Origin of the sequence: Paraburkholderia graminis, assembly GCF_003330785.1 — a bacterium.
In the GTDB taxonomy this organism is placed as follows: domain Bacteria; phylum Pseudomonadota; class Gammaproteobacteria; order Burkholderiales; family Burkholderiaceae; genus Paraburkholderia; species Paraburkholderia graminis.
In genome coordinates, this window is the sequence record NZ_CP024935.1 from 72688 (window position 1) to 84397 (window position 11710).

15 protein-coding genes are annotated in these 11710 nt (G+C 61.6%); 9 read left to right on the plus strand and 6 right to left on the minus strand.

Features of this window, described 5'->3' with window-relative positions; translation table 11 throughout:
• Nucleotides 1-30: 30 nt before the first annotated feature.
• The 4 genes from CUJ91_RS18530 to CUJ91_RS18545 all read left to right on the plus strand — a co-directional run bounded on the left by CUJ91_RS18530 (nucleotide 31) and on the right by CUJ91_RS18545 (nucleotide 3020).
• On the plus strand, nucleotides 31-747 hold the full coding sequence (locus tag CUJ91_RS18530) for an amino acid ABC transporter permease (protein ID WP_006047667.1): 717 nt from the start codon (nucleotides 31-33) through the stop codon (nucleotides 745-747).
• A gap of 22 nt (nucleotides 748-769) precedes the next feature.
• Nucleotides 770-1420: an amino acid ABC transporter permease gene (locus tag CUJ91_RS18535; protein ID WP_006047668.1), complete on the plus strand. Its 651-nt coding sequence runs from the start codon at nucleotides 770-772 to the stop codon at nucleotides 1418-1420.
• Nucleotides 1417-2169 (plus strand): amino acid ABC transporter ATP-binding protein, encoded by a 753-nt coding sequence (locus tag CUJ91_RS18540; protein WP_114156813.1) that lies wholly within the window; start codon nucleotides 1417-1419, stop codon nucleotides 2167-2169. Before CUJ91_RS18535 ends, CUJ91_RS18540 begins: the two co-directional genes overlap by 4 nt.
• Before the next feature lie 89 nt (nucleotides 2170-2258).
• The gene (locus CUJ91_RS18545) at nucleotides 2259-3020 is read left to right on the plus strand and encodes an IclR family transcriptional regulator (RefSeq protein WP_029971455.1); all 762 of its coding nucleotides are present in this window, start codon (nucleotides 2259-2261) and stop codon (nucleotides 3018-3020) included.
• Between the two features lie 3 nt (nucleotides 3021-3023).
• Here CUJ91_RS18545 and CUJ91_RS18550 read toward each other — a convergent pair whose 3' ends face one another.
• Nucleotides 3024-3533: a GNAT family N-acetyltransferase gene (locus CUJ91_RS18550; protein ID WP_107710480.1), complete on the minus strand. Its 510-nt coding sequence runs from the start codon at nucleotides 3531-3533 to the stop codon at nucleotides 3024-3026.
• 297 nt (nucleotides 3534-3830) lie between these two features.
• On the opposite strand from CUJ91_RS18550, the gene CUJ91_RS34880 reads away from it, so the two are divergent.
• The 3 genes from CUJ91_RS34880 (at nucleotide 3831) to ppnP (ending at nucleotide 5254) form a co-directional block, all read left to right on the plus strand.
• Nucleotides 3831-3986, plus strand: a complete 156-nt coding sequence (locus CUJ91_RS34880) for a hypothetical protein (protein WP_244231059.1) — start codon at nucleotides 3831-3833, stop codon at nucleotides 3984-3986.
• A 75-nt stretch (nucleotides 3987-4061) separates the two neighbouring features.
• The gene (locus tag CUJ91_RS18560) at nucleotides 4062-4766 is read left to right on the plus strand and encodes a hypothetical protein (protein WP_114156814.1); all 705 of its coding nucleotides are present in this window, start codon (nucleotides 4062-4064) and stop codon (nucleotides 4764-4766) included.
• 167 nt (nucleotides 4767-4933) lie between these two features.
• Nucleotides 4934-5254 (plus strand): pyrimidine/purine nucleoside phosphorylase, encoded by a 321-nt coding sequence (gene ppnP / locus CUJ91_RS18565; RefSeq protein WP_025602071.1) that lies wholly within the window; start codon nucleotides 4934-4936, stop codon nucleotides 5252-5254.
• A gap of 96 nt (nucleotides 5255-5350) precedes the next feature.
• On the opposite strand, the gene CUJ91_RS18570 is transcribed toward ppnP, so the two are convergent.
• Genes CUJ91_RS18570 through sdhC form a run of 4 tightly spaced genes read right to left on the minus strand, consistent with a single transcriptional unit; the run spans nucleotide 5351 to nucleotide 8653 of the window.
• Nucleotides 5351-6055 carry a succinate dehydrogenase iron-sulfur subunit gene (locus tag CUJ91_RS18570; RefSeq protein WP_114156815.1) on the minus strand — a complete coding sequence of 235 codons (705 nt, stop codon included), beginning with the start codon at nucleotides 6053-6055 and terminating at the stop codon, nucleotides 5351-5353.
• Between the two features lie 30 nt (nucleotides 6056-6085).
• Nucleotides 6086-7861: a succinate dehydrogenase flavoprotein subunit gene (sdhA, locus tag CUJ91_RS18575; protein ID WP_114156816.1), complete on the minus strand. Its 1776-nt coding sequence runs from the start codon at nucleotides 7859-7861 to the stop codon at nucleotides 6086-6088.
• A 4-nt stretch (nucleotides 7862-7865) separates the two neighbouring features.
• Complete coding sequence (sdhD, locus tag CUJ91_RS18580; RefSeq protein ID WP_006047558.1) at nucleotides 7866-8234, minus strand: succinate dehydrogenase, hydrophobic membrane anchor protein; 369 nt, start codon at nucleotides 8232-8234, stop codon at nucleotides 7866-7868.
• Between the two features lie 2 nt (nucleotides 8235-8236).
• Nucleotides 8237-8653: a succinate dehydrogenase, cytochrome b556 subunit gene (sdhC, locus tag CUJ91_RS18585; RefSeq protein ID WP_006047674.1), complete on the minus strand. Its 417-nt coding sequence runs from the start codon at nucleotides 8651-8653 to the stop codon at nucleotides 8237-8239.
• A gap of 219 nt (nucleotides 8654-8872) precedes the next feature.
• Here sdhC and CUJ91_RS18590 point away from each other — a divergent pair, with 219 nt between their 5' ends.
• Complete coding sequence (locus CUJ91_RS18590; RefSeq protein ID WP_006047675.1) at nucleotides 8873-9769, plus strand: LysR family transcriptional regulator; 897 nt, start codon at nucleotides 8873-8875, stop codon at nucleotides 9767-9769.
• A gap of 27 nt (nucleotides 9770-9796) precedes the next feature.
• Here CUJ91_RS18590 and CUJ91_RS18595 read toward each other — a convergent pair whose 3' ends face one another.
• Complete coding sequence (locus CUJ91_RS18595) at nucleotides 9797-10705, minus strand: LysR substrate-binding domain-containing protein (RefSeq protein WP_114156817.1); 909 nt, start codon at nucleotides 10703-10705, stop codon at nucleotides 9797-9799.
• A 124-nt stretch (nucleotides 10706-10829) separates the two neighbouring features.
• Here CUJ91_RS18595 and CUJ91_RS18600 point away from each other — a divergent pair, with 124 nt between their 5' ends.
• A complete protein-coding gene (locus CUJ91_RS18600; RefSeq protein ID WP_006047677.1) occupies nucleotides 10830-11480 on the plus strand; it encodes an FMN-dependent NADH-azoreductase in 651 nt (216 codons plus the stop codon).
• Nucleotides 11481-11710: the final 230 nt, after the last annotated feature.

Sequence of the window (11710 nt, forward strand, 5' to 3'; positions counted from 1 at the left end):
GCAAGTTGTTGTTCGACGGACGGAGGAACCATGAGCTATGAATGGATAACCCTCGCGGGTTATTTGAACGATTTCGTTCGCGCGTCGTGGCTGACGCTCCAGGTCACGCTGCTGGCCTTCGTTCTGTCGATGGTGCTCGGCTTGCTGACCGCGCTGGCGAGCGCGTCGCGCGTGCGGCTGCTGCGAGGTATTGCGAGTGTTTATATCGAGGCGATCCGCAATACGCCGGTGCTATTGCAGATCTTCATCGTGTTCTTCGGGTTGCCTTCACTCGGCATCACACTCAACGCTTATACGGCAGGCGTGATCGCGTTGGGCGTGAACGTCGGCGCCTATCTCGCCGAGGTATTTCGCGCCGGCATCCAGTCGGTGCCGCGCGGACAACTCGAGGCCGCGTCGATTCTCGGGCTCGAACGCTCGCAGATTTTCATGGAGGTTGTGTTGCCGCAGGCGGCGCGCGCGGTTTATCCGGCGATCGTCAACAACCTGATTCAGTTGCTGCTGGGCACGTCGCTTCTGTCGGCAATTGCGCTGCCTGAATTGAGCGGCACGGCGACTGTCATCAATGCTCGCACGCTGCTCTATATCCAGACGTTCACGATCACGCTGATTGCGTATCTGTTCCTTAGCAATGTGCTGTCGTGGGTCGCGGGCCAAATCGGCGTGCGCGTTTTTCATCCGCCGCTCGAAGTGAAGAAACGCACGCGGCGACTCTTTCTTGTCGCACGACAGGCCGATCGCACCTGAGCGCTGAAACCGGAGACCGAACATGTCGAGCGAATTGTTAATGACGAGCCTCGCCATCCTTTTTCAGGGATTGCTCGCGACACTGCTGTTGTCCGCGGCGGCGATTGTCGGCGGAACGTTGATCGGCCTGCTCGCAGCCGTGCTGCGTTCGTTCGGGCCGTGGGGCACGCCGACCGTCGCACGGCTCTATACCGAACTGTTTCGCGGCACGCCGGTGCTCATCACGCTGATGTTCATCTACTTCGGCGTGTCCTACTTCGGCTACGCGATCGATGTATTCGCCGCGGGCGTCGTCGGCTTAAGCGTTTATCAGGGCGCCTACATTGCCGAGGTGTTCCGCTCGGGCATCGAAGCCGTGCCGAAAGGCCAATGGGAAGTCGCGCAGATTCTCGGGCTCAGCAAGACGCAGGCGTTCTTCTCGGTGATCTTGCCGCAGACGGGAAAGATCGTGATGCCGCCGCTTATCGGCCAGTACTTATCGCTGATCAAGGACACGTCGATTGTGAGCATGATCGGCATGTCGGAATTGATGCATGGCGGGCAGGCCATCGTCGACCGGATTGGCAAGCCGGTTGAGATTTATGGACTCGTTGCCGTGCTTTATTTCATCGTGTGCTTTCCACTATCGCAGTGGGTGCGCCACCATGACCGAAGAAGGAGCCTGCTGTCATGACCACAGTCACTACGTCGAAGCCGATTATCAAACTCACGGGCGTCGGCAAGTCGTTCGGCGCCACGCAGGTCCTGAAGGAAATCGATCTCGACGTGCGGCTGGGCGAAGTACTCGTGCTGATCGGCGCATCGGGTTCTGGCAAGAGCACGGTGCTGCGCATCATGAGCGGCCTTGAAACAGCCGATGCGGGCGAAGTCTGGGTGAACGACGTGCCGCTTCACGATGCACGTCGCGCGAAGGAGATTCGCGGGCACGTCGGCATGGTGTTCCAGCAGTTCAATCTGTTTCCGCATAAGACCGCGCTCGGCAACGTGACGCTGGCGCTCATCAAGGCGCGCAAGATGAATGCGGCCGACGCGCGCAAGCGCGGCATGGAGGCGCTCGACAGAGTAGGTCTCGCGGACCGCGCCGAACACTATCCGAGCCAGCTCTCCGGCGGCCAGCAACAACGTGTGGCCATTGCAAGAGCGCTGGCCGTCGAACCGGGCATCATGTTCTTCGACGAAGCCACGTCCGCGCTCGACCCGGAGCTCGTCGGCGAAGTAACGGAAGTCATGCGCGGACTCGCGCGCGACGGGATGACGATGGTCGTCGTCACACATGAAATGGGTTTCGCGCGCAAAACGGCCGACCGTGTCGTGTTCATGGATAAAGGCGTGATCGCGGAGCAAGGTGCGCCTGAGCAGATCTTCGTGAATCCGCAGAACGAACGCACGCGGCAGTTCCTGCATCGCGTGCTCGACCATTGAGGGGCCGCACGGCGCATCGCCCGCCGCATGCCAGACTCGCGTCACATAACAGATACAGTGCGAACCCTATCGCTGACGGAGTTGAATGAATGTCTGCACCGGAATCAACCAGGGCCAGGGGAGTCGATCGCGTGATCGGCATTCTGAAGCAGTTGCATATTGCGCGGCGCCCGATGACGATGCGCGAGTTGATCGAAGCGACGGGCGCGCCGCGCTCGAGCATCTACGAACTGGTGACCATGCTCACGGAAGCGGGCTGGCTCGAGACAACGCCCGACGGCAGCGTGTTCTTCGGCCGCGAGATGCATTACTACGGGGCCGACTATGCGGTTCACAATGATCTGATCAGCCGCGCGCACCAGGCGATTCTCGGACTCGTGCGAACCCACGACGAGACCGCGCAGTTGTGCATGCTCGAAGGCAACAAGTACACGGTAGTGCTGTCGGAGAACAGCTCGCGGCCGTTCAATATCAGTTCCGACATTGGCGTGAAGGTGCCGATTCCGTGGACGGCGTCTGGACGCCTGCTGCTCGCTCATTTGCGTGCCGACGAAATTCGCAGCCTGATTCCAGACGATGACTTCGTGCTCGACAACGGCAGACGCATTGACTTCGACGATTTCGTTCATGACGTGCAGCGCGCCGCCGAACAGGGGTACTGCTGCACGGAAGGCTTGTCTCACACTTTCCGGCTCTGCATGGCCGCGCCGATACGCGATCGCACGGGTCTTCCCGTCGCGGCGCTGTGCTTCATGACGAGCCGCGATACCGATCCCGAGAAGCGCGCGACGATGCTTGAAGATCTGATCAGGTCGGCGAAGGCCTTGTCGCAACCTTATGTGCGGTTGTAGATCTCAGCGTGGTTCGAAGTGCAACGACATATGCACTTCGTCGTACCGCTTTCCTTCGACAATCATCGAGCCAGGCTCGAGTCCGAACTGTTTAAATCCGAGCGATGAATAAAGCCGGATAGCGACATCGTTGCATGCGTTGGCCGTGATGTTGACTTGCGTAATGCCAGGCACCGACTGCGCAAAACGGATCGCCTCGCTGACGAGGGCTCTGCTGACACCGCGGCCTCTTTGTTCCGGTGCGACGTAGACGCCCCAGACGAACGCCTTGTGGCGCAACTTGGTGTGGTTCTCGCGTCCGAGTCCTGCAATGCCTATTAGCTGCGTGTCGTGGAACGCGCCAAAAACTCCGTGGTCGTCCTGCTTCGTTAACTGCCTTTCGATGTCATCGGATGAACGATGCACTTCTTCTTCATAGCTCGACGCGAACGATGTGGGCGTCTCCTTCAGTCCTGAAAGACGCAGGGCTTGAAAGGTCAGCGCGTCGGATGGAACAAGTTGGCGAATGAGCAATTTGGCGGTCTCCGTGACGGGCGAAGAAGGTGTGGCAAAGCGCGGCTGTTGAGCGGAAGAAAAATCCTCGTTGAACTCGTCTTCGCCGTGAACTTCAGCGCTTACTTTAAAGGATCACGAGTAATCTGCCGAGAGCCAATGCGAGGCTTGCCATTTGATCCCTTGCATGGTGTGCACAGGCACTCAGGCACAATACGAGGCACGCGGCGACTGCGCGACGAACTGCGTTGTTCTTCATCTGGTTTCCAGGTAGTGGCAATGCGGCCGCGTTTCGAACCTTCGTTCAGGAGCCATTCAATGGAAACCAGCATCACAGTCATCGCAGCCGCGCTTGCCTTCGTGGGCGGTCACTTCGCACACACGTTGCTCGGTGGCCTGGTTGTGTGGCTTGCCGCTACGTGGGCGCATATTCCGCTTTCGGGCTTCGCGGCAGGCATCTGGCGCTGGCTTTGAGTCGGAAGCAAACATCGCTTCTAATGGTTACGATACATAGATGATTCGTCATCCGAACAGTTTAACGCGCGAGATATGCTGATCTCCTATTTCTCCAGCGGCGATGCGATTCGCAGTCGGCGCGTGAGCGACGTCGTGCTGTCGGGCGTCGTCGATATACCCATGCCCCCGCAGCGTGTGTTAATGGATTGGGAAAGAGAAACCTCGTCGCGCATGAACCTGGAACCTGGCGACGTCGAGGCGATGCCTTTCGCGCGAACGCGCGTGCGTTGGCCGGACTACCCGCGTTGCGTGCAGGCGATGTCGGACTGGACGCACTCACTCGGATTACCCGGCGTGCTGGCCTCGAGCGACGTAGCGTTGATGGCGTGCCGCGGCGCGAGGTATCACCACGACGCCGAGCAGTATGGCGGCGCGGCGTTCTGCAATCTCTTCCTCACCGAAGACCAGGGCTTCGACGTGCATTTCGCGGGCACAGGTCAGCGTATTCCGTTGACGCGCGGCACGGCGCTGATATTCGACACCGGCCAGCCTCATGGTGTAATCCGTCGCGACAGCAGCGGTTTTAATGCGAGCGACTTCACGCTGGATCAGCATTGCGTGCAGATGTTCCTGACGTGGGAGCTTCCTATCGAAGACGCGCATGTGGCGCGCGCGCTTCACATTGACTTCGACGTTGCTGCATTGGCCGCCTCGCATCCAGACACAGAGCAAGTGTTGCTGGACGGCCAACCGGTAGTCGTATGCGAGGAGTCTGGCCGCTGGCGCCGGGCCGACTGAACCGCGGCGCGATGCGCATGTCGTTGCACGGCCGCGCTCGCCTGTATCATGGCGGGCTTGCATCCGACCGCACGCTTGCGTCGATGGTCGGCGCAAAACGCATCTAGCAGCGGTGCCGCCACGCGGCGCACGCGCATTCTTTCACGACGACTCACAGGAACATCGCCATGACGGCCGCTACGCAATTCGATCAGGTTTCCGTTATCAAACGCGCCAACGTCTACTTCGACGGCAAATGCGTGTCGCACACCGTTCTGTTCGCCGACGGCTCACGCAAGACGCTCGGCGTGATCCTGCCGGGCACGCTGAACTTCGGCACCGACGCGCCGGAACTGATGGAAGTGCAGGCGGGCCAATGCCGCATCCGCCTCGAAGGCAGCGACGAGTGGAAAACCTATAGCGCGGGGGAGTCGTTTTCGGTGCCGGGCAAAAGCCGTTTCGACATCGACGTGATCGAGACGCTCGACTACGTTTGCAGCTATCTGTAAACGCAATCGAGCGACGTCATAGGGAAGAATGAAGATGCTGGAGTCCCGGAACAGGACTCCAGCCGACGCAGCGATGCGTGCGTCGATGTGTGCGTGTCAGACAGTGCGGCGAACCATCAATTCCTTGATCTTGCCAATCGCCTTCGTCGGGTTCAGTCCCTTCGGGCAGACGTCGACGCAGTTCATGATCGTGTGGCAACGGAACAGACGGTACGGATCTTCGAGGTTGTCGAGCCGCTCGCCGGTCGCCTCATCACGGCTATCCGCGATAAAACGATAAGCCTGCAACAGACCCGCCGGACCCACGAACTTGTCCGGATTCCACCAGAAGCTCGGGCACGACGTCGAGCAGCTCGCGCACAGAATGCACTCGTACAGACCATCCAGCTCGTCGCGTTCTTCCGGCGACTGCAGACGCTCCTTCTCCGGCGGCGGCGTGTCGTTGATCAGGTACGGCTTGATCGAGTGATACTGGTTGAAGAACTGCGTGAAGTCGCAGATCAGGTCGCGCACCACCGGCAGTCCCGGCAGCGGACGCAGCACGATCTTCTGCGGCAGATCGTTCAGGTTCGTCAGACACGCCAGACCGTTCTTGCCGTTGATGTTCATCGCGTCCGAACCGCATACGCCTTCGCGGCACGAACGGCGGAACGACAGCGTTTCGTCGAGCGCCTTCAGTTTCACCAGCGCGTCGAGCAGCATGCGCTCATGCGAGTCGATCTCGATCTCGTACGTCTGCATGCGCGGCGCCGCGTCCTTATCCGGATCGTAGCGGTAGATTTCAAATGTACGCTTGGCCATATTGTGGGTCCTTTGACTTGTGCGTGTGCCTTAGAAGGTCCGCGCCTTGGGCGGCACCGATTCAACCGTCAGCGGCTGCATGTGCACCGGCTTGTAGTCGAGGCGGTCGCCCTCGCTGAACCACAACGTATGGCGCAGCCAGTTTTCGTCGTCGCGATGCTCGAAGTCGTTCTGCGCATGCGCGCCGCGGCTTTCCTTGCGTGCTTCGGCCGAGACCATCGTCGCGCGCGCCACTTCGATCAGGTTCGCCACTTCCAGCGCCTCGACGCGCGCGGTGTTGAACACCTTCGACTTGTCCTTCAGGTGGATATTCTCGACACGCGCCGCCACTTCGCGGATCGCCTCCACGCCTTCGGACAGCAGCGCCGACGTGCGGAACACGCCCGCATGTTTCTGCATCGTGCCGCGGATGTCGTTCGCCACCGACTGCGCATACTCGCCCGACGACGAGCTTTCCAGCTTCGCCAGACGCGACAGCGCGAAGTCCGCCGCATCGGCCGGCAGCGGCTTGTGGTCCTTGATTTCCTTCACGTGCTTGACGATGTGATTGCCCGCCGCGCGGCCAAACACCACGAGGTCGAGCAGCGAGTTCGTGCCCAGGCGGTTCGCGCCGTGCACCGACACGCACGAGCATTCGCCGACCGCGTAGAAGCCGTTCACCGGCTCCTCGTGACCGCGCGCCGTACCGACCACCTGACCGTGGATGTTCGTCGGAATGCCGCCCATCTGGTAGTGAATGGTCGGCACAACGGGGATCGGCTCCTTGATGCAGTCGACGTTGGCGAACTTCAGCGCGATCTCGCGGATCGACGGCAGACGCTTCATGATCGTCTCGGCGCCGATGTGCGACAGGTCCAGCAGCACGTGGTCCTTGTTCGGACCGACGCCGCGGCCTTCCTTGATTTCCTGGTCCATCGAGCGCGAAACGAAGTCGCGCGGCGCGAGATCCTTCAGCGTCGGCGCGTAGCGTTCCATGAAGCGCTCGCCGTCCGAGTTACGCAGAATGCCGCCTTCGCCGCGCACGCCTTCGGTGATCAGCACGCCCGCGCCCGCCACACCCGTCGGGTGGAACTGCCAGAACTCCATGTCCTGCAGCGCGATGCCCGAGCGCGCCGCCATGCCGAGGCCGTCGCCGGTATTGATGAACGCATTCGTCGATGCCGCGAAGATGCGGCCCGCGCCGCCCGCGGCGAACAGCGTCGTCTTGCCTTCGAGGATATAGACGTCGCCCGTTTCCATTTCGAGCGCGGTCACGCCGAGCACGTCGCCGTCGGCGTCGCGGATCAGATCGAGCGCCATCCATTCGACGAAGAACTGCGTCTTGGCCGCAACGTTCTGCTGATACAGCGTATGCAGCAGCGCGTGACCGGTGCGGTCAGCCGCCGCGCACGCGCGCTGCACGGGCTTCTCGCCATAGTTTGCGGTGTGGCCGCCGAACGGGCGCTGGTAGATCGTGCCGTCCGCGTTACGGTCGAACGGCATGCCGAAGTGTTCGAGTTCGTACACGGCGTTCGGCGCTTCGCGGCACATGAACTCGATCGCGTCCTGGTCGCCGAGCCAGTCGGAGCCCTTGATCGTGTCGTAGAAGTGGTAGTGCCAGTTGTCCTCGCTCATGTTGCCGAGCGACGCGCCGATGCCGCCTTGCGCGGCGACCGTATGCGAGCGCGTGGGGAACACTTTCGAGAGCACGCACACCGACAGACCCGCGCGCGCCAGTTGCAGCGACGCGCGCATTCCCGAGCCGCCCGCGCCGACGATAACCACGTCGAACTTGCGACGCGGCAGGGCATTCTTGATTGCAGCCATGCTTTTACACTCTCCAGAGAATCTGCGCGGCGTAGCCCGCACACGCGAGCAGCCAGACGATCGTCAGCGCCTGCAGCAGCAGACGCACGCCCACGGGCTTCACATAGTCCATCCAGATGTCGCGGATGCCGACCCACGCGTGATAGAAGAGCGAGAGCAGCGTGACGAAGGTGGCGAGCTTCATCCATTGCGTCGCGAAGATCGACGCCCAGCCTTCATAGGAGAAGTCGCGCGCGCCGAAGAACCACGCGAGCAGGATCACCGTGTAGAGGGCCATCACGCAGGCGGTGATGCGTTGCGCGAGCCAGTCGCGCAGACCGTAGTGGGCGCCGACGACCAGACGCTTCGAGCCGATTCGGTTATTGGCTGCCATGTTTAGAATGCTCCGAAGAGTTTGAGCGCGAACACGATGGTCAGCAGCGACGACACCACGAACACCACGATCGAGGTCTGCTTGCCTTTCTCTTTGGTGACGGCTTCATGGTTGGTGTCCATCAGCAGGTGGCGAACGCCGGCGCAGAAATGGAACAGGTAGGCCCACGCGAGCACCAGCGTGATGAGCTTGACGATGATATTGGAGAGAAAGCCCTTGAAGACTTCGAAGCTCAGCTCGGAAGTCAGGCTCTGGTCGAAGAGGTACAGCAGGAACGGCAACGCGACGAACAGCAGGCCGCCGCTCAGCCGATGCAGAATCGACACGCGCCCCGCAAGAGGCAGGCGATACGCCGTCAATATCTGCCCGATACCGATGTTCCGGAACTCCGGCCTCGGTTTTTTTAATGTGTCAGCCACAGTAGACCCCTTCGCTTCATTAGATAAACACAACGGCGCATACCGCCGCGCGCTCCCTGAAGAGCGGCTCGTCCTGCCTTCATCGTCGAAGATAAAAGCCCATGTATTGCGGGACAGACTTATAGGACGCGGACTGCGCGATGGCGATATTTTGTCGCACCGCTGATATACTGTCCAATATCTATCGCGTCTTACTGAAATAGCTTTTACAGATATCGCATGGAGCTGCGTCACATCCGCTACTTTCTCGCGGTCGCCGAGGAGCGCAACGTCACGCGCGCGGCCGAAAGACTGGGCATCGGCCAGCCGCCGCTCAGCCAGCAGATTCATGCGCTCGAAGACGAAATCGGCGTGCGGCTGTTTCGCCGCACCGGCCACGGCGTCGTGTTGACCGAGGCGGGCGAGGCCTTCGCCGCCGACGCGCAGCGCATCCTGCACGACACGCGTCTTGCGGTCGAAAAGGCGCAGAGCGCGGGGCGCGGAGAAATCGGGCAATTCAATATCGGCTTTACGGGCTCCGCTGCGTTCAACCCGGTCGTCTCGAAGCTGATTCGCGCTTATCGGCAGGATTATCCGAACGTCACGCTCACGCTTGCCGAGGGCAACACCGCGCAACTGCTTGCCTATCTCGGCGACGGCCGCGTGGATGTCGCCTTCGTGCGCCTTGGCAGCCAGTCGCCGGCGGGCGTGCAGTTCCATCACATCGCCATCGAGCCGATGAAGGTCGTCTTGCCGGCAACGCATCGTCTCGCGAAGAAACGCAGAATCCCGCTGTCCGCTCTGGCCGACGACCCGTTCGTGATGCTGCCGCGAGAGGCGAGTCCGACGCTGCACGACGTCATCGTCGGAGCGTGCCGGGAGGCGGGATTCGAGCCGATCGCCGGGCAACAGGCGCCGCAGCTTTCGTCCGTGGTGAATCTGGTGGCTGCGGAGTTCGGGGTGTCGCTGGTGCCGGCTTCCGTCTGTCAGATACGCGTGGAAGGCGTCGCTTATACCGACGTGCTCGGCAACGCCATTTCGATCCGGCTGTCGCTGGCCTCGCGGATGGAGGCCGCGCCGGCGAAGACGGCGAATTTTCTTCAGAAGGCGTTTGCGTTGGGGGCGTCGATTACGTGAGGGTTCGGCGCTTTGCTTGGGCTCTGGCTATTCGCTAATCGTGGCCGCAGACGTCGCGGCCCGCGGGCGCCGCGCTTCTATCGCCTCCGCTTTGTGCGCGAACGCCTCCACGATCGCGCCGGCGAGTTCGTCGGCGATCTTTGGCGAGGAAGCCCCCGACGCGAGCATCGTGAACTCGACATCCGGCAGCGCGGGCAAGCCGGCATCCGGCGGCATCACGCGCAAGCCGTTCACCAGTTGCGTGTGAACTATCGGCGTCACCGCGAAGCCGGCCTGCGCCGCGGCACGCAGACCCGCGACGCTCGAGCCCACGAGCGCGATCCGATACTCGACGCCGCCGCGTGCAAGCGCAGCGAGCGCGGCCTCGCGATAAGGGCACGGTTCGGGGAACAGCGCGAGCGGCACCGGCGCGCCGTGCGTCAGCGAAGACCATTCCGCTCCCGCCCACACGAGCGGCTCGCGCCACAGCACTTGCCCTGGGCGGCCGCCGTCGCAGCGTCCGCCGATTACGACGTCGAGTTCGCCGTGATCCATCGCGACCAGCAGATCGGCGGGAATGCCGACGCGCACACTGAACGCGATGCGCGGGTAGCGCACGGCGAACGCCTGCATGACGTTCATCAGCCGCACGTTGGACAGGTCTTCCGACAGGCCGACGCGGACTTCGCCTTCGCTCGGCGCACGCGACAGTTGCGCCTGCGCGTCCTGATTGAGCGCGAGGATGGCGCGCGCGTAGCCGAGCAGCAATTCGCCATCGGCGGTGAGCGCGACCGAGCGTGTGGTGCGCGCGAGCAGTTCGCGGCCGATCTGATTCTCGAGGCGCCGCACGTGCGCGCTCACCGCGGACTGCGTCAGATTCAGGCGGGCGGCGGCGTGCGTGAAGCCGCCTTCCTTGACGACGGCCACGAATGAACGCAACAAAACGGTATCGAACACGGCGCGTACTCCTCGGTTCAGGGATTCAGTGCGATTGCGACTGAATCGGCTCACTATACTTCGTTTAAATTTCGCGTCGAACTATGTTGAGATGGCTGCACCTTAACCCGTGTGGAGCAATCTCATGCCGACTCTGCTGCATGTCGAAGCGTCGCCGCGTAAAAAGCGATCCGCGTCGCTCGAAGTGGCGCGCGTTTATCTGGACACTTACTGGGAAGTTCATCGCGACGCGCGAATCGACGTGCTCGATTTGTGGTCGACCGAATTGCCGGAATTCGACGGCGATGCCCTCGACGCCAAATATGCCGATCTCAGCGGCACGCCGTTCACCGACGGCCAGCAGAAAGCGTGGTCGCAGATCCGCCAACTCGCGCAGCGGTTGCACGACGCGGACACGCTGCTGTTCTCGGTGCCGCTCTGGAATTTCTCGATTCCCTACAAGCTGAAGCACTTTATCGACGTCGTATCGCAGCGAAACGTGCTGTTTTCTTTCGACGAGCGAGGGCTCAACGGGCTGCTCAAAGACAAGAACGCGGTGGTGATTTACGCGCGCGGCCTCGACTATTCGATCGACTCGATCACGCCCGCGCATTCGTTCGATTATCAGCGGCCGTTCATGGAAGCCTGGTTGCGCTCGGTGGGCGTGACGGACGTCGAATCTATCGTCGTCGAGAAGACGCTGTTGGGGCCCGAGGTCGATCATGCGGCGCGGCAGGCTGCCTGCGAGCGGGCCGTTGCGCTGGCGAGGTCGCGGGCTGAGTGTGCTGTGAAGTGAGGTTTGCCGCGTTTTGATGAGGCGTCGCTGAGCGGTCCCGGCGACGCTCGTTCGGCGTGTGCGAGGCTTTCGTCACTTTACGTAATAAACGTTACGTTATATCATTCCGACGACATTGGGCGCGGTCGGGCGATGGCCTGTCGGCATCGGCGATAGTCGGGTCGCCCAGTGTGAGTCCGGCGGAAATGCGTCTTTCTAGTGCAACGTTATAACATTTCATGAAAACGCGC